The organism is Commensalibacter nepenthis, assembly GCF_029953305.1.
GTDB classification, from domain to species: domain Bacteria; phylum Pseudomonadota; class Alphaproteobacteria; order Acetobacterales; family Acetobacteraceae; genus Commensalibacter; species Commensalibacter nepenthis.
The window spans coordinates 2,037,103-2,054,120 of record NZ_JASBAN010000001.1; the positions used below are offsets into that span (position 1 = coordinate 2,037,103).

Sequence of the window (17,018 nt, forward strand, 5' to 3'; positions counted from 1 at the left end):
GAATATGTTTGGCTCTTTTGAAAGAATGGTTGCAAAACGTTATTTACGCGCTCGCAAAGGGGAACGTTTTGTTTCTGTTATTGCTATTTTTTCCCTTATTGGAATAGCTCTTGGCGTAGGGACGTTAATTGTTGTTATGGCTGTGATGAATGGCTTTAAGGACGATTTATTAGGTCGTATTCTTGGGTTGAATGGAGATTTGAGTGTTTATGGACAAATGTCTTATAATGGTCCTCAACCCATTACCGATTATGATCGTCTTGCCTTACGTATGGAAAAAATTCCAGGGGTAAAAACAGCCATTCCTTTCACAGAGGGGCAAGTTTTATTAAGTGCAGGGAATTATAATTCTGGGGGTATGGTGCGTGGTATGAGCGCTGATGGTCTTAAAAAGCTATCAGTCGTCAGCAAGAGCCTTACCCAAGATGCTTTTGAACGATTCAAAGGGGATGATGCGATTGTTATTGGTAAGACTTTGGCAGATCGTGCAGGTCTTGGGATTGGTTCCAAAGTTACCTTAATTTCCCCCCAAGGTTCAGCGACTGTGATGGGAAATATTCCTCGGATCAAAGCTTATACGGTTGTTGGGATTTTTGATTCAGGAATGCATGAATATAATTCCAGCTATGTCTTTTTACCTATTTCAGCAGCACAAAAATTTTTTCAAATCAAAGATGGTGTAACTGGAATACAAATTTCCACTACAGATCCAGCCAAGGTTCAAAAAACGACGCAGGTCTTAATCTCTGAATTTCATGATCAAAATTTGCGTTTCCTTGATTGGACACAAAGCAATAATGCGTTTTTTGGAGCGGTTCAAGTTGAACAAAATGTGATGTTCTTGATTTTAACATTAATTATTTTGGTTGCTGCCTTTAATGTGATTTCATCATTGATTATGATGGTCAAAGATAAAACGCGAGATATTGCAATTTTACGAACGATGGGTGCATCACGTGGAGCAATCATGCGGATTTTCTTGATGTGTGGTGCTTCTGTAGGAGTAACTGGGACTGTGGCAGGGACAGTCATTGGTATATTATTTTGTCAGAATATAGAACATATTCGTCAAGGATTGCAAAAATTAACAGGGACGAATTTGTTTAATCCTGAAGTATATTATTTGGAACATTTGCCAGCGAAATTAGATTGGGCAGATGTCATTCAAATTGTTATAATGGCGTTGGCTTTATCCTTACTGGCAACTTTATATCCTTCTTGGAAAGCAGCTCGTACAGATCCAGTAGAAGGATTACGCAATGAATAATTCAATTCAAGTTGTATTAGAGCTCAAAAATGTTCATGTTTCTTATAAAAGTGGGGACGAGCAGTTACAAGTTTTAAAAGGCGCTGATTTTACACTCTATCCAGGTGAGATCGTGGCTTTGGTGGCACCTTCTGGAACGGGAAAATCCACATTATTGCATGTTGCTGGGTTGTTGGAAAAGCCTAGTAACGGTGAGATTTTTATTAATGGTCAAAATGCCGCCAAACTTAGTGAAAAAGAACGTACTATACTGCGGTTAAGATCAGTTGGGTTTGTGTATCAGTTTCATCATTTACTACCAGAATTTACAGCCATTGAAAATGTCATGATGCCACAGATGATTGATAAACAATCAAAATCAGTAGCATCACAAAAAGCAAAAGAATGGCTAGAGAAATTTGATTTGGGTCATCGCATTCATCATCAGCCCGGGAAGCTCTCAGGAGGGGAAAAACAACGTGTGGCAATTGCCAGAGCATTGGCGAACTCTCCTCATATTTTATTGGCTGATGAACCAACAGGTAATTTGGATGAAAAAACATCCGATCATGTTTTTGGTTTATTATTGCAAGCTGTGCGACAAGAAGGACTGGCAGCTTTGATTGTAACGCATAATAACGATCTTGCGTCTAAAATGGATCGTGTTATGACTTTGCAAGAAGGAAAGATTGTCCCTTTTACACTTTAGTTGAAATTAAGATATTATTATGAATTTGGCTCCTTTTATTCACTTACGCAATCATTCTGCATATTCACTTAGCCAAGGAGCTATTCGAGTGCCAAAAATGGTAGAGCTGGCAAAGAAAATGAATATGCCAGCGATTGCGATAACGGATACAGGGAACTTATTTGGAGCCTTGGAGTTCTCTAAAGCCTGTGTTGATGGTGGTATTCAACCGATTATTGGATCGCAAATTGGAATACCAGCGATTGGTGAAAATAGTGAATATGAACGCAGTTGGCCGATTGTATTATTGGCACAAAATGAAACAGGATTACTTAATTTACAATATTTGTCTTCTGAAGGGTTTTTAAAAGGCGATCCTTCTGATCCTGCGGTGGCGGTAGAGACAATTTGTGAGCATTCCGAAGGTCTAATTTTATTAAGCGGTGGTACTAGAGGACCTCTTTTTAAACTTCTTGCTGATGGGCAAGAAAAACATGCTGCTGACTTAATTGAACAATTGGCAAAATCTTTTCCTGACCGTTTGGTGGTAGAGTTAAACCGTCTTGGGCTTCCAGATGAAAAATCGATCGAACCAGGAATCATCGGACTTGCTGATCGTTTTGGTCTTCCTTTGGTTGCAACAAATGAATGTTTTTTTCCAACTCCAGATTTATATGAAGCCCATGATGCCCTAATTTGTATTGCTCAAGGCTGTACAGTGGATATGCAAGATCGGTGGAAAGTGACACCAGAAAACTGGTTTAAGCCGCCTGAAATGATGTGTGAACTTTTTGCTGATGTGCCCGAGGCTTGTTCCAATACGATAGAAATAGCTAAACGCTGTGCCGTTAAAATTGAAACGCGTAACCCCATGTTGCCTCAAAGTCGTAAGATCAAAGAAGGGACGACGGCAGATGAAACATTGAAAAACATGGCGCAAGAGGGGTTGGATGAGCGTTTAAAAGTCTATCCTGAGCTTTCTGAGGATGAGAAAAAAGAATATCAAGATCGTTTAGAATATGAAATCTCTGTGATTCAAAAAATGGGTTTTCCTGGATATTTTTTAATCGTTGCTGATTTTATTCAATGGGCGAAAGAAAATGATATCCCTGTGGGACCAGGTCGTGGTTCTGGGGCAGGGTCTTTGGTGGCTTGGGCATTAACCATCACCGATTTGGATCCTTTGCGTTTTAATTTATTGTTCGAACGGTTTTTGAATCCTGAACGTGTATCGATGCCTGACTTTGATATTGATTTTTGTCAGGATCGACGGGATGAGGTTATTGAATATGTTCGTCATGCGTATGGATTAAATCAGGTTGCTCAAATTATTACTTTTGGTAAATTGCAGGCCAGAGCTGCTGTGCGAGATGTGGGGCGGGTGCTTGGATTGCCATTTGGTATGGTGAATAAGGTTGCGGAATTAATTCCAAATAATCCAGCAAAGCCAACGACGCTTGGTCAAGCCATTGAGGGTGAACCTCGTTTACAAGAAATGCGTGACAGCGATGAGAATATTAGGCGTTTAATGGAAGTTGCTTTGCAGCTTGAAGGGTTATATCGCCATGCAGGAACCCATGCTGCTGGGGTAGTGATTGGTGATCGTCCTTTGGTCGAATTGGTACCACTTTACCGAGACCCACGCAGTGATATGTTGGTCACCCAATATAATATGAAATTCGTTGAACAAGTCGGCTTGGTAAAGTTTGACTTTTTAGGTTTAACGACACTGACGATTTTACAGCGTGCAGTCAATATGTTGGAAAAATTGGGGCAACATATTGATTTATCTTCTATTCCATTGGATGATAAACCGACCTACGAAATGTTAAGTCGTGGTGAATCTGGAGGCGTGTTCCAGTTCGAAGGCGCGGGCATGCGTGATGTATTGCGTCAGATGCAACCGACACGGATCGAAGACTTAATTGCAGCAGTGGCGCTATATCGTCCAGGACCTATGGCGAATATCCCCGATTATTGTCGCAGAAAACATGGCGAGGCATGGGAACCGCCGCACGAGCAAATACGTGATATTCTTGAAGAAACCTATGGCATCATGGTTTACCAAGAACAAGTGATGCAGATTGCTCAGAAAATGGCTAAATATAGCTTGGGTGCAGCGGATTTATTACGCCGCGCAATGGGTAAGAAAATCCGTGCAGAAATGGATCAGCAACGTGAGATTTTTACCAAAGGAGCCATCGAAAACGGCGTTGATGAGAAAAAAGCGATTGAAGTTTTTGATCTAATGGCACGTTTTGCCGATTATGGGTTTAATAAGTCTCATGCGGCGGCGTATGCGTTGGTATCCTATCAAACAGCATGGATGAAAGCCAATTATCCTGTCGCTTTTTTTGCAGCTTGTATGTCTTTAGCGATTGAAAAAACAGATAAATTGGCTGTGTTACGGCAAGAAGCGAAACGTATTAATATTTCAGTTTTGCCACCTGATATTAATAAATCAGGTGCTGATTTTGAGATTGAAAAGCAAGAAGATGGAACTTATGCTATTCGGTATGCTTTGGCTGCGATTAAACGGGCTGGTTTTTCCGCAATGCAAGCCGTTGCAGAGTCAAGAGGAGGGCAGCCTTTCAAAGATTTGGTTGATTTTGCTGAACGAATTGATTGTCAAAATCTGAACAAAGGTCAATTGGAAAATTTAGCCAAGGCAGGGGCGTTTGATTCGATTGAGCCTAATCGTCATAAGGTGTTTGCTGCAGCTGAAGTTATTTTGCGCAGAGCCCATGCTCGTAAAGATGAAAAGACTAGTGGACAGATTGGATTATTTCAAATGGGTAATTTCAAGACTGTTGAACCCTTGAAATTACCCACCGTTTTTGAGTGGCCTGAAATTGAGCGTTTAACGATGGAAGCCGAAGCCATTGGCTATCATATGACGGCGCATCCATTAGACTCATTCAGAGTTTTATTGCAAAAAATGGCTATTCAACCAATGACCAATTTGGAACATCTTGCGCGTTCTGGCAATACACGTATTCGATTGGCGGGTTGTATTTTAAATATAAAAGAGCGTCCTACTAAAAAGGGAACCAAGATGGCTTGGGTGGGGTTATCTGATAAAAGTGGCGCTTGTGAAGTAACTTTTTTCTCTGAGACGCTCAATCGCTCTAGAGATTTATTAGTGACAGGTCGTATGGTTATTGTAACCGTTGATTTGCGTATGGATGAAGAGAATTTACGAATTACTGCACAGCATGTTGAAGATTTAGAAGAAGCTATTACTGGGTTAGTTAAAGAGATCAAAATCTGGGTTAAGGATTTAAATGCTGTTGAGAAAATATCAAATATTTTACAGAATACCCAAAAAGGAAGAGGAAAAGTAGTGTTGGTACCTCAATGTACTAACCAACAAGAAGTAGAGATTATTTTACCTGATTTTTACAATGTCTCTCCAATTTTAGCTCAACATATCAAAGTTATTCAAGGTGTAGAGAAAGTGGAACAATATTAATTGAAAAAATGTGGCTAGCATAGAGTTTTAAATATGTAATGTGGTGTTTAAAACTGTCATATTATGTTTGTTATTGATTTTCTTTTTTAATTTTTATATTAGTGCCATGGCTTATATGGATCTCTATGCAAGGATATAACTTTATTATAATGATATAATAATTGCCGACTGTCTGCGAGTAAAAATATCTCTTAACCATTATGAATATATCAGAGAATAAAAGTAAACAGATGAATAAAAACATAATGATTATAATCTATATCTGTTTAACCCTCGTTGCTATTGGGTGTAGTTCACTCTTCTTTTATTCTTGGAATTCTGGTACATCTATTAAAAATCAATTGCAAGGAAACCTTTTGAAGAGCTTTAATATAGATGTATGCGAGATCAATAAGCATAAAATTTATGTTACAGGGTGGTCATATATTCCCAATCAAGATCACAGTGTTACAAAAATATATGCAGAAATGCAAAATGGCAGATTAATCCCTATTTCAAGCAATTTTGTTATTCGACAAGATGTCAGCAAAATATTTAGTGAAGGTAAGCTATATAAAAATTCTGGGTTTCAAGCTGCTAAACGATTTATTCATCAAGAAAATTTAACTAGAAAAATATTTATTGTTACTCAAAATGAAAATAATCAATCTTATGTTGCACAATTTATCTGTAAATAAATATTTCAAAGTTTTTTGCTTTAGTACAATTGTTTGTTTATTAGTTTTACTTTCCATGAGCTTGCATCTTGACCGAGCTACAGATGATGATTTTTTTTTATCAATAATACATAATTGGAATATTATTGATTATTTAGTGACACGATATAAAATATGGACAGGGCGTATTCCTTTGGAAGCGCTGATGGTGTGTACGATCAATTATCCCTTTTTTTGGAGAACAGCGATACCTTTATCTTTGCTGCTGTTATCGACTTCTATTAGTAAAATCGTCTGCGAAAAAGTAACTTTATATTATACTTTTATTACTTTGATATTGTTATTCGCCATACCATTATTTATTAACGCGAATGCAGCTTGGTGGATTACAGGTTTTTATATTTATTTATTACCGTTGTCACTAGCAACTTATGCGATTTCATTTATCGTAAATCAAACACAAACTAAGATACAATTTGTTTTAGTTTGTCTTACTACCTTTCTTTTTGCTTATGCAGAGCAAATAGGAGTGTTCTTTTTTTTGATTGTATTTACTATTTTTTGTAGCGAGAAAAGAACAAGAAAGTGTAAGAATTTTACAATTTATATCTTAGCAATTGTTAATTTCATTATATCCATAACAGCGCCAGGAAATTATATCAGATTACGTGCTGAAACATGGAGCTGGTTTCCAAATTATATTGAGTATTCTTTAATCCAAAAATTGTGTTTTGGTTTTGATAAACTTCATCAATTATTTGGATTTTATTGGAATGTTCCTTTAATTCTATTTATGTTTTTAATCATTTTATTATATATAGCATGCGGAACAAAATTCTTTATCGGCAATGTTTGTTTGGGAACACTGATTCTGTTTATCAGCATTTCTGTTGTGCGATGGAATGGTCTAAGTTTTGCGTTATTTGGAAAGAATTTTTTAAATGCTAATATGCTGCATGCTGAAAAATGGAGTTCAATATCAACCTATGTTTCGTATTTTTTTGTAATGATGGTTATGATTTCTCTTATTATTCTAATACTAGCCACATTAAAAAATAAACACACTATATTAATGGTACTAGGTATCTTTATCGTCGGTATTTTCGATACTGTCATTATTGGCTTTTCACCAACAATATATGCTTCTAGCCTGCGAATAGATTATGTGTTTGAGGTTTGTTGTGTGATGAATTGTATGTTTTTGATTCATAACATCAATCAATTAAATCCTAGGGTTCACAACAAACCTAATTAAATATTAAATGGTTTGTAACCATTCTGTATGCGTTAACACATGTGAAAAAAGGGTTAAATCTTTTTCCAAAGCAACGTTATGTTCTTGCATACTCAAAGTGGCACAACAGTCGCTGAGTGTTGTAACATCATAGCCTTTTTCATAAGCTGTGCGCACGGTTGATTCAACACAACAATTGGTTAAAAACCCGCAAATCGCAACAGCATGGATATCGAGTTGGCGTAAAATAAAATCAAGATTAGTGCTATAAAAAGCATCCAACCCACGTTTACCTTCAAGGATAATTTCATTAGGCAAAGGCTTTACATCCTCAACAATTTCTGCACCCCAGCTATTTTGACGAAATGCTTTGGTTGCAACAACATTTTGCAAAACACCATAAGTTGGTTTTCTAATTTCACGATAATTATTGGAAAAGCTAATAGGGGAATAAATAATGGTTATTCCTTTTTCTCTGGCTGCTTTTAATGCAGATTGGCTGTTTGCTAGCATATTGGTTTGTTGCATACAATCTTTAACACCTTCATGTAAAGCACCATTTTCAGAGATAAAATCATGTTGATATTCAATTAAAATCAGAGCTGTTTGTGAGGCTGTCATTGAAATAACCTTTAAAATTTTAAGTTAAATAATTTACATTCTACTTTTAAACGATGTACTATATCACAGTTAATAGTAAATAGAATTTACTGTTTTACAAAATTTTATTTATAAGTTTGTTAGAAGAAAAGTAATTATTGATGAGTAATACACCCATAAAACGTTTAACCGTGCCAAATATTGTAGCCAAAAAAGGTAAAGAACCCATCGTTTCTTTGACTGCTTATACAACCCCAGTGGCTCAATTAATGGACGAACATGTTGATCTGATTTTGGTTGGGGATTCACTGGGAATGGTTATTTACGGATTGGATACAACATTAGCTGTTACAACAGAAATGATGATTGCACATGGTCAAGCGGTTATGCGCGGATCAAAACATGCTTGTGTAATGGTGGATTTACCTTTTGGTTCTTATCAAGAAAGTCCAGAGCAAGCATTTCGCACGGCATCTCGTATTTTACAAGAAACAGGTGCCGCAGCAGTAAAGCTGGAAGGTGGAGAGGAAATGGCCGAAACGGTGGAGTTCCTAACCAAAAGAAATATTCCCGTTTGTGGCCATGTTGGTTTAATGCCTCAGGCTGTGCAAATGATGGGTGGGTTTAAAGTTGCGGGTAAGAATGATGCTGGAGTGCAAAAAGTCATTCGTGATAGCCATGCAATTGCCAATGCAGGGGCGTTTGCTGTGGTATTAGAAGGGGTAGTGGAACCCGTTGCAGAAACCATTACACAACAGCTTTCTATTCCTACGATTGGTATTGGTGCTTCGCCAGCTTGTGATGGTCAAGTCTTGGTTTGTGATGATATTTTTGGCGTGTTTCAAGGATTTAAACCCAAATTTGTAAAACGTTATGCCAATGTTGGGCACACCATGCAAGACGCTGTGAAGCAATATGCAGAGGAAGTTCGTTCTAGGGCTTTTCCAAGTATGGAATATTGTTTTCAGCCTAAGAAGGATTAAAGATTAATTGCCGTGATTAATAAAAAAATAGATCATGGCATTAATTTAAATCTTTAACTTCTTTATTGTTGAATATTATCTGTTTTTTACCAGTGATTTGGTTATAAATAATACCAAACACTTGATTTGTTAAATCTATATTTAAGTTTGTTTCTACTAGCTTTCTTGAATACTCATACGTAAGATCAAAACCTTTAATTTTAAATTTAAAATTATCACTTTTACATTCTACAAAGCAGTTTTTAAATTTTTTACTATAAGTTCCCATCTTTATATACTCAATATTAGGAGATATTTCTTTGAGTGAATTTTGTAAATCTAACAAAGAGTATTGTTTGTTAGTAATTTTATCATTGAAAAACATATCTTCATTGAAACTCGATTCCTTAATTCTATTATTGATTTTTTCTTGATTTAGATTAGGTTGTGATTTTAGCCAAGAACCATCAGTAAATAATGAAAAAGAGGTTATTCTTGGAGAGGGTATCATTATCATTATCATTTTTATTTCTAAATGTCGTATTAATAGAGTGCCATCTTCGGCTATAAAATCTTCATCATTACATTCTCTAACTTTTAACAAACTGATATTATATTGCACAGCACGTTCTATTGCGCCGCTTTGATACCCAGTTTTAGTAGCATAGATTAAACGAAGATCAGGAATATCTCTTGTTTTTCCTAAAAAAGCATCAATTTTTTCAACACTAATTTTTGATGTATAATCTTTACATTCTATGACATTTCTATATGTAATTCCGCCAAACTCAAATTCCCAATATAAATCAAACTCTCTGCCATTAATGATTTTATTAAGCTCAACAGTCATACGTTTAGTAGGCAGAAGATCTGAATTAGGTAAATTTAGGATCGTTTCTTGTATAGTTTTGACGAATTTTTCATATTCTTTACCTGTATTTTTTGTCATAATTTACCTTTTGATATTATAGGCATAATTTTTTAATTGATATCATAAGTTTAGTTACGATTAAACAACAAACACAATAAATCATTAGAGGGAATTTGGTTTTTGTATTATTGTGATTTTAAACTCCGTAAAGCTCTTTTGCAAATTCTTTGAGTGGCAATAGATGGGCTTTCACTGAGCCATTGTTGACAAATCATTTGCACCCATTCTGGTTGGGTTTTACAAGCATCATTTAACCAATTGGATACAGAATCTTGCACATATATTGAGGGATCACTCTTTAAAGGATTAAGGATAATTAAACCAGGGGAAGGGTCTTGTTTCAGGGCAGGAATATGGGGGCACCATACGCCTCTGGGTCTTAATATTTCACATGAAAAACGCCGTATCAATTCAGATGGAGATTGTGTAAGTGGGGCAAGAAGCGCAAAACTTTGCTCTAAATGATTAATTAAATGCGAACGTAATGCTAACCAAGCCCATTCTCTGACTCCAAAATGAGTATCATCTGCCAAAGGAAGAATATAAGACAATCTTTCTTCTACGGTAAGATTGGATGCTGCGCCAATGATGAAGCATGTCCATCCTCTAACAATGTCAGATGAATGGTTGTGGCAAAGGGATAATGCTGCTTGTAATTCATATTGTTGATATAAAATGCTCCCTATTGCTTGCATTTTTTTAAGAATGCCCAGTTTTGACGCATGGTGAATTTTATCAAATATTTCTGAAGGTAAATCAGGAAAAACATGACGAGCCAGAGCTTCTTGATCTATATTCAGGCATTCTGTTAGTGTTTTACATTCCTGAGTAATGGGATACATAATATATCAGTTAAAGCTTAGAATTTCAGAGCTATGAATATAGTTTACGTTAAGAAAGTGTAGCTTTTCTCTTTGTAAATCAGCTGTTGTTTTTCCGTTGGGTGTGGGCAAATTAACAGGCTTAGTTGCATCTTGAATAATATAAGTTTCAAATCCAGCTTTAACAGCATCTTGGGCAGAATAGGCAACACAGAAATCTTCCGCTAGTCCAGTAAAGAAAATTCGCTTAATTCCGATATGTTGTAACCAGCCCATTAATCCTGTTGAAGTTATTTGGTCATTTTCATAAAAGGCGGAATAGCTATCAATATGTTGATGCCATCCCTTGCGAAGGATCATGTGGAAATATTGTTGCTGTAAGTCAGAAGATAATTCTGCACCAAATGTGTTTTCAATAGCATGAGATGGCCATAAAGTTTGTCGACCATAAGGCAGTTCTATTTCGTCGTAAGGCTTAGCACCCAAATGGTTTTTAGCAAATGAAATATGATTTTTAAGATGCCAGTCTTGCGTGGCAAAAGAGCGTTGAAAGCGGTGGGTCAATAGGTGGTTAATGACAGGAATAATTAGCTCTCCATCTTTAACCCCTAATGCCCCACCAGGCAAAAAGTCATTTTGCACATCAATCACAGCCAAAATATCGGTTTGTTGATTAATGTGCATTGTCATTTTATTTACCTGTTAGTAATGTCGCAATACGACGTGCGAACAATGTTGGATCAACAGGCATTTCACCATCTTGAACGCGAGCCAAGTCAAGAAGGATATTCGCTTCTTCGCTAATATCTTTGCCATTCTTGGCTTTTAATACCAAAGATTTAATCCAAGGATGATTGGGATTTAATTCCAACACAGGTGCTGGAGAAGGCATTGTTTTATCATTACGACGCATTAGGCGTTGCATTTGTAAATCTGGCCCACCAGCAGAAGCGGCTAAAATCACAGGGCTGTCAACAAGACGTTGTGTTGTACGAACTTCAGTAACTTTATCAGCTAGGATTTCTTTTAAAGATTTTAACAGCCCTTCTTCTTCTTCGCTGTTTACATGTTCGACATCGCCCATCAGTTTTTCAAGATCTTCTTTGGCTTGAGTAATACTGCGTAAAGGTTTATCGGCATATTTACCGACGCGATCTGGCCAGAACGCATCAACGGCATCGGTAAAGAGTAATACTTCAATCTCTTGCGCTTTAAATCCTTCTAATTGAGGAGAAGATGCAAGAATATCTTTGGAATCCCCGGCAAGATAATAGATTGCTTCTTGATTTTCTTTCATCCGAGACACATAATCTGGCAGGGTTGTAAACCCTTCTTGGGTAGAAGAATAAAATCTAGAAAGTTTGAGAATGCTTTCTGAATGTTCTCCATTTTCCCAAAGACCTTCTTTGAAGATCGCACCGAATAAATTCCAGAATTTTTCATATTTTTCTGTATCTTCTGAAAGTTTATTCAACTCTGACATGACACGATTGGTTAATGCTTTACGAATACGTGCCAAGACAGGGGTGTTTTGTAACATTTCACGAGATACATTTAATGGTAAGTCTTCTGTATCCACGATCCCTTGGATAAAGCGTAGCCAAGCCGGTAGCATTTCTGCTTCGTCGGTAATAAACATACGACGAACATGCAGGCGAACTTTACTTTTTCTTTCTTGATCTACTGGTTCAAAAGGAGAAATCATCCCTGGGATAAAGAGTAAAGAGGTGAATTCAAATACACCTTCAGCATGCCATAATAATGTTGCCAAAGGTTTATCGAATAAATGGGTAATGTGGCGATAGAAATCTTCTAGCTGTTCGTCAGTGATTTCACTACGAGATTTACGCCATAAAGCAGTTCCTGCATTAGCATTTTTTTCTTCTTCACCTTGTTTAATGGTGATTGGCCAAGCTATATGATCTGCCCATTTACGGATAATATTTTCTAAGCGCATGCCTTCTAAATATTCATCAGCATCGCTTTTGATATGCAGAATAATGGTTGTTCCTGCGGTCTCACGGGTTGTTGCAGCTATGGTATATTGACCTTTACCTTCGGATGTCCAGCTCCAAGAATCCTCTGTTCCTGCACGGCGAGAGATGACTTCGACTTTATCGGCTACCATAAATGCCGAATAAAATCCAACCCCAAATTGACCAATTAAATTAGGACGATCTTCTGGTTTTGCATCTTTTAGTTCTTTTTCAAAAGCACGCGTCCCAGAACGCGCAATCGTTCCTAGATTTTGGATAATTTCTTCTTTGCTCATACCAACACCATCATCACTGATGGTTAAAAGACGGGCCTCTTTATTAATGGTGAGGCGAATTTGAGGGGTGGCAGGAAGCGCGCAAGATTCATTGGTTAATGCTTCAAAGCGTCTTCTGTCCATTGCGTCGGCAGAGTTTGCAATTAATTCTCTTAAAAATATTTCTCTTTCCGAATAAAGGGCGTGAACTACTAAATCCATTAGACGTTCGACTTCGGCACTAAAGTGATGTTGTTCTTCTTTTGGTGCAGATGTTTCTATACTCATAAAAATAGACTTCCTTATCATTGTTGAATAAAAATAGTTTTTTAAATTTTCGAGTAATATTATACAATAAATAGGGATAAAAAATAAAGAGGGTAAACGTAATGGCACAGATTTTAAGGATATGAAGCCATCCTCTGGATAAAAAAAGGACTTGGCTTTAAAAAAATGGACAATCAACGAACAAATAAAGCTTATCCAAAATATATTCGGTCTAAATAATAGAATACCTGTCTAAACTATCCGACATTGTGGATTAATTGTAGCATAACTAGCTATTTGCAACAAGACCGAATTAAATGATATTTTTCGATCAAATTATTCACTAAAACAGGTCTAAATTTTCTTGACAATGTTACAAGTAACACATAAATTATAAACGTATATATCAACCAACTTATTGATATATTTTGGAGTAACGCGGCAAAACGCGCGTAGTTAAAACCCATAATGCTGCTTTCATAGAAGGGCATTATATAGAAATATGGAGCGATCCAAATGACGAATTTTCGTCCTCTGCACGACCGTGTGGTCGTTCGCCGTTTAAATGGTGAAGAAAAAACTGCTGGTGGTATTATTATTCCCGAAACAGCAAAAGAGAAACCTCAAGAAGGTGAAGTCGTTGCCGTAGGACCTGGAGCTCGTAACGAGCAAGGTCAAATTGTTGCCCTAGATGTTAAAGCTGGCGACAAAGTATTATTCGGCAAATGGTCAGGCACAGAAGTAAAAATCAATGGTGAAGATCTTCTGATCATGAAAGAAAGCGATATTATGGGGATTGTTGGTTAATACTACAATTCTTTATTAACGATTCGTTACTATTTTAGACTTTAACTTTATTTTGGAGAAATGAATTATGGCAGCCAAAGATGTAAGATTTGGTGCTGATGCACGTCAACGTATGCTACGTGGTGTCGATATCCTTGCAGATGCAGTAAAAGTAACTTTAGGTCCAAAAGGACGTAACGTTGTATTAGATAAAAGCTTTGGTGCACCTCGTATTACCAAAGACGGTGTGTCTGTTGCAAAAGAAATCGAACTTGCAGATAAATTCGAAAATATGGGCGCACAAATGGTGCGTGAGGTTGCTTCTAAAACCAACGATATTGCTGGTGATGGTACAACCACAGCAACCGTATTGGCTCAAGCAATCGTTCGTGAAGGGTTAAAATCAGTTGCTGCTGGTATGAACCCGATGGATTTAAAACGTGGTATTGACAAAGCTGTTGGTGTTGTTGTTGAAGAACTACAATCAAAAACAAAGAAAATTTCTACTCAAGCTGAAATTGCTCAAGTTGGAACAATCTCTGCAAATGGTGAAGCTGAAATCGGTGAAATGATCAGCAAAGCTATGGAAAAAGTTGGTAAAGAAGGTGTTATCACTGTTGAAGAAGCAAAAGGTCTACAAACAGAATTAGATGTTGTAGAAGGTATGCAATTTGACCGTGGATATATCTCTCCATATTTCGTAACCAACTCAGAAAAAATGACAGCTGATTTGGATAATCCTTTAATCCTTATCCATGAAAAGAAATTATCTTCTTTACAACCAATGTTGCCATTATTGGAAAGTGTTGTTCAAAGTGGTCGTCCATTATTGATTATTGCTGAAGATATCGATGGTGAAGCATTAGCAACCCTAGTTGTTAATAAGCTTCGTGGTGGTTTAAAAATTGCTGCTGTTAAAGCTCCTGGTTTTGGTGATCGTCGTAAAGCAATGTTAGAAGATATTGCGATCCTTACTGGCGGACAAGTGGTTAGCGAAGATCTTGGTATTAAACTTGAAAGCGTTACATTGAAAATGCTTGGTAATGCTAAAAAAGTGCATATTGACAAAGAAAACACTACCATTGTTGAAGGTGCTGGTGACGTTGAACAAATTAAAGGTCGTTGTAACCAAATCCGTGCACAAGTTGAAGACACGACTTCTGACTATGACCGTGAAAAATTACAAGAACGTTTGGCTAAATTAGCTGGCGGTGTTGCTGTTATTCGCGTTGGTGGTTCTACTGAAGTTGAAGTGAAAGAACGTCGTGATCGTGTTGACGATGCTTTACATGCAACTCGTGCAGCTGTGGAAGAAGGTATTGTTCCTGGTGGTGGTACAGCATTAGCTCGTGCATCTGTGAAACTTGCTGAAATAGCATCTCATACCAATGACGATCAACGCGTTGGTGTTGAAATCGTTCGTCGTGCTTTACAAGCTCCTTTACGTCAAATCTCTGAAAATGCTGGTGAAGATGGTGCAGTGATTGCTGGTAAAGTTCTTGAAAATACCACATACAGTTTTGGTTTTGATGCTCAAGAAGGTGCATATAAAGATCTAGTGCAAGCTGGTATTATTGATCCGACTAAGGTTGTTCGTACGGCATTACAAGATGCAGCGTCTGTTGCTGGTCTATTAATCACAACCGAAGCTATGGTTGCTGAACGTCCAGAGAAAAAAGCTGATGCTGGTGCTGGTATGGATGGCATGGGCGGAATGGGTGGTATGGGCGGAATGGGCTTCTAGTCCAACGTTAATACGCTTATTTGCTTAAAAAATAAAAAGAGGGACGCCTCTTAGGTTTTGGAATCGCTATCTTGAAAGAGATAGCGATTTTTTATGAGTTTTAACAAATTAATAATTTTTGTTCAGCAATATATCTAGTATAGCGCCGCAAATTATGAATCTAAATGGGGTAGGGGTATATGAGAGGGATTATATTACAGTTTTCGATACAAGAAAATAAAGGCTATATTTCAGGGGACGATGGTAAACGTTATGTATTTATCGGGAAAGACTGGAAAGAAGCTTTTGCTCCTGAAAAAGGAAAAAAAGTCGATTTTGAAGTAAGTAAATCAGATGAAGCCATAAATATATATAGTATTGGTTCTCAGGAAAATGACTCAGGTAGTGTTAACTATAATGAGCAATCTTCAGAAATTTTAGAAGCTCATAAAATCAAATTAGAAGCTGAAAAAACTTGTGGAACGATGTTTTGGTTTAAAAATGTATGCGGAATTATGTAAATTTTTCTGGACGAGCAAGGCGCAGCGAATTTTGGAATTTTGTTTTAATGATATGTTTTATACAAATAATTCCATCGATTATTATAAGTATTGTTACTTATTTTATAGCGGCTAATCAATACAGGTATAATTCTTATTATGGAGGTATTTATGGAATAGAGATAAATGACTTTGCAAATGTGTTTGGTATGGCATTTGTTATGTCATTTCTAGTCGTTTGTATTTATTGTTTGGTGCTCTACGGATACAAAACCTCAAGCAAATCAGTGGGGATTACCTGCTAAATAAAAGAAGCAATAAGAATGTTAATTTTAACTTTTAACTTACTATGAGATGTAAGGGCTATTAAATATATTTACACTGAAATAACGAATAGGTATTATTGTTAATAAATATTAATTTTTTATTAATAACTAAGGGCTTAATATTAATAAATAAGAAAAAAATTAATTTTTTTACATATTTTTTTATATTTTATTTGACATTAGACCTCTTTTCTGTGTCAAATAGCAATCAGAAAGAGTTGTTCTAATTCTTTCTCCCAAAGTAAATAAAGTGTAATAGCTTTATTTAGATATTTTAACTCTGATATCAGGTCTGTTTTTCAAGGACTTGGTTCTCTAATAGATAAAGGATACGCGGTTAATGCAAACTGGAACCGTGAAATGGTTTAATCCTACAAAAGGATTTGGTTTTATTGTACCTGAAGATGGTGGTAAAGACGTTTTCGTTCATATCACAGCAGTTCAGGCGGCTGGTCTTCGTGATTTAAAAGAAAATCAACGTGTAAGTTACGAAATTGTGACAGAACGTGGCAAAGCTGCTGCAGCAAATTTAAAGCCTTTATAAGTTTTAAATCA

16 protein-coding genes are annotated in these 17,018 nt (G+C 36.6%); 11 read left to right on the plus strand and 5 right to left on the minus strand.

The annotated features are described in order from the left end of the window. The first annotated feature begins 4 nt into the window (after positions 1 to 4). The 5 genes from QJV33_RS09590 (at position 5) to QJV33_RS09610 (ending at position 7,317) form a co-directional block, all read left to right on the plus strand. The gene (locus QJV33_RS09590) at positions 5 to 1,267 is read left to right on the plus strand and encodes a lipoprotein-releasing ABC transporter permease subunit (RefSeq protein WP_281463117.1); all 1,263 of its coding nucleotides are present in this window, start codon (positions 5 to 7) and stop codon (positions 1,265 to 1,267) included. Then, the gene (locus QJV33_RS09595) at positions 1,260 to 1,955 is read left to right on the plus strand and encodes an ABC transporter ATP-binding protein (RefSeq protein ID WP_281463118.1); all 696 of its coding nucleotides are present in this window, start codon (positions 1,260 to 1,262) and stop codon (positions 1,953 to 1,955) included. The genes QJV33_RS09590 and QJV33_RS09595 overlap by 8 nt, the downstream gene beginning before the upstream one ends. A gap of 19 nt (positions 1,956 to 1,974) precedes the next feature. Continuing rightward, positions 1,975 to 5,406 carry a DNA polymerase III subunit alpha gene (gene dnaE / locus QJV33_RS09600; RefSeq protein ID WP_281463119.1) on the plus strand — a complete coding sequence of 1,144 codons (3,432 nt, stop codon included), beginning with the start codon at positions 1,975 to 1,977 and terminating at the stop codon, positions 5,404 to 5,406. Between the two features lie 230 nt (positions 5,407 to 5,636). After that, the gene (locus tag QJV33_RS09605) at positions 5,637 to 6,083 is read left to right on the plus strand and encodes a hypothetical protein (RefSeq protein WP_281463120.1); all 447 of its coding nucleotides are present in this window, start codon (positions 5,637 to 5,639) and stop codon (positions 6,081 to 6,083) included. Between the two features lie 55 nt (positions 6,084 to 6,138). After that, positions 6,139 to 7,317 carry a hypothetical protein gene (locus tag QJV33_RS09610; protein ID WP_281463121.1) on the plus strand — a complete coding sequence of 393 codons (1,179 nt, stop codon included), beginning with the start codon at positions 6,139 to 6,141 and terminating at the stop codon, positions 7,315 to 7,317. A gap of 3 nt (positions 7,318 to 7,320) precedes the next feature. On the opposite strand, the gene QJV33_RS09615 is transcribed toward QJV33_RS09610, so the two are convergent. After that, positions 7,321 to 7,917, minus strand: a complete 597-nt coding sequence (locus QJV33_RS09615; protein WP_281463122.1) for a cysteine hydrolase family protein — start codon at positions 7,915 to 7,917, stop codon at positions 7,321 to 7,323. A 137-nt stretch (positions 7,918 to 8,054) separates the two neighbouring features. Between QJV33_RS09615 and panB the strand changes: the two genes are divergently transcribed. Next, a complete protein-coding gene (gene panB, locus QJV33_RS09620) occupies positions 8,055 to 8,879 on the plus strand; it encodes a 3-methyl-2-oxobutanoate hydroxymethyltransferase (protein WP_456305225.1) in 825 nt (274 codons plus the stop codon). A gap of 40 nt (positions 8,880 to 8,919) precedes the next feature. Here panB and QJV33_RS09625 read toward each other — a convergent pair whose 3' ends face one another. The 4 genes from QJV33_RS09625 to htpG form a co-directional block, all read right to left on the minus strand. Further along, a complete protein-coding gene (locus QJV33_RS09625; protein WP_281463124.1) occupies positions 8,920 to 9,807 on the minus strand; it encodes a hypothetical protein in 888 nt (295 codons plus the stop codon). A gap of 107 nt (positions 9,808 to 9,914) precedes the next feature. After that, on the minus strand, positions 9,915 to 10,631 hold the full coding sequence (locus QJV33_RS09630; RefSeq protein WP_281463125.1) for a DNA alkylation repair protein: 717 nt from the start codon (positions 10,629 to 10,631) through the stop codon (positions 9,915 to 9,917). A 6-nt stretch (positions 10,632 to 10,637) separates the two neighbouring features. After that, positions 10,638 to 11,300, minus strand: a complete 663-nt coding sequence (locus QJV33_RS09635; protein WP_281463126.1) for a nicotinamidase — start codon at positions 11,298 to 11,300, stop codon at positions 10,638 to 10,640. A gap of 1 nt (position 11,301) precedes the next feature. Next, a complete protein-coding gene (gene htpG, locus QJV33_RS09640) occupies positions 11,302 to 13,149 on the minus strand; it encodes a molecular chaperone HtpG (protein ID WP_281463127.1) in 1,848 nt (615 codons plus the stop codon). Positions 13,150 to 13,644: 495 nt separating this feature from the next. Between htpG and groES the strand changes: the two genes are divergently transcribed. The 5 genes from groES (at position 13,645) to QJV33_RS09660 (ending at position 17,007) form a co-directional block, all read left to right on the plus strand. Further along, a complete protein-coding gene (groES, locus tag QJV33_RS09645; protein ID WP_034337605.1) occupies positions 13,645 to 13,935 on the plus strand; it encodes a co-chaperone GroES in 291 nt (96 codons plus the stop codon). Between the two features lie 67 nt (positions 13,936 to 14,002). Next, complete coding sequence (gene groL, locus QJV33_RS09650) at positions 14,003 to 15,658, plus strand: chaperonin GroEL (RefSeq protein WP_281463128.1); 1,656 nt, start codon at positions 14,003 to 14,005, stop codon at positions 15,656 to 15,658. Positions 15,659 to 15,837: 179 nt separating this feature from the next. Then, positions 15,838 to 16,158, plus strand: coding sequence for a hypothetical protein (locus QJV33_RS09655; RefSeq protein WP_281463129.1), 321 nt, complete (start codon positions 15,838 to 15,840; stop codon positions 16,156 to 16,158). Positions 16,159 to 16,205: 47 nt separating this feature from the next. Then, positions 16,206 to 16,442, plus strand: a complete 237-nt coding sequence (locus QJV33_RS12040; protein ID WP_408869677.1) for a hypothetical protein — start codon at positions 16,206 to 16,208, stop codon at positions 16,440 to 16,442. 361 nt (positions 16,443 to 16,803) lie between these two features. Beyond that, positions 16,804 to 17,007: a cold-shock protein gene (locus QJV33_RS09660; RefSeq protein WP_271788514.1), complete on the plus strand. Its 204-nt coding sequence runs from the start codon at positions 16,804 to 16,806 to the stop codon at positions 17,005 to 17,007. Positions 17,008 to 17,018 lie beyond the last annotated feature (11 nt).

What these genes read in the sequence shown, in the direction of transcription:
- dnaE (WP_281463119.1), top strand. Translation starts at nt 1,975, where the DNA reads ATGAATTTGGCTCCTTTTATTCACTTACGCAATCATTCTGCATATTCA.
- QJV33_RS09635 (WP_281463126.1), bottom strand. Translation starts at nt 11,300, where the DNA reads ATGACAATGCACATTAATCAACAAACCGATATTTTGGCTGTGATTGAT.
- QJV33_RS09595 (WP_281463118.1), top strand. Translation starts at nt 1,260, where the DNA reads ATGAATAATTCAATTCAAGTTGTATTAGAGCTCAAAAATGTTCATGTT.
- QJV33_RS09610 (WP_281463121.1), top strand. Translation starts at nt 6,139, where the DNA reads ATGAGCTTGCATCTTGACCGAGCTACAGATGATGATTTTTTTTTATCA.
- QJV33_RS09615 (WP_281463122.1), bottom strand. Translation starts at nt 7,917, where the DNA reads ATGACAGCCTCACAAACAGCTCTGATTTTAATTGAATATCAACATGAT.
- htpG (WP_281463127.1), bottom strand. Translation starts at nt 13,149, where the DNA reads ATGAGTATAGAAACATCTGCACCAAAAGAAGAACAACATCACTTTAGT.
- QJV33_RS09625 (WP_281463124.1), bottom strand. Translation starts at nt 9,807, where the DNA reads ATGACAAAAAATACAGGTAAAGAATATGAAAAATTCGTCAAAACTATA.
- QJV33_RS12040 (WP_408869677.1), top strand. Translation starts at nt 16,206, where the DNA reads ATGATATGTTTTATACAAATAATTCCATCGATTATTATAAGTATTGTT.
- QJV33_RS09630 (WP_281463125.1), bottom strand. Translation starts at nt 10,631, where the DNA reads ATGTATCCCATTACTCAGGAATGTAAAACACTAACAGAATGCCTGAAT.
- QJV33_RS09605 (WP_281463120.1), top strand. Translation starts at nt 5,637, where the DNA reads ATGAATAAAAACATAATGATTATAATCTATATCTGTTTAACCCTCGTT.
- groL (WP_281463128.1), top strand. Translation starts at nt 14,003, where the DNA reads ATGGCAGCCAAAGATGTAAGATTTGGTGCTGATGCACGTCAACGTATG.
- groES (WP_034337605.1), top strand. Translation starts at nt 13,645, where the DNA reads ATGACGAATTTTCGTCCTCTGCACGACCGTGTGGTCGTTCGCCGTTTA.
- QJV33_RS09590 (WP_281463117.1), top strand. Translation starts at nt 5, where the DNA reads ATGTTTGGCTCTTTTGAAAGAATGGTTGCAAAACGTTATTTACGCGCT.
- QJV33_RS09660 (WP_271788514.1), top strand. Translation starts at nt 16,804, where the DNA reads ATGCAAACTGGAACCGTGAAATGGTTTAATCCTACAAAAGGATTTGGT.
- QJV33_RS09655 (WP_281463129.1), top strand. Translation starts at nt 15,838, where the DNA reads ATGAGAGGGATTATATTACAGTTTTCGATACAAGAAAATAAAGGCTAT.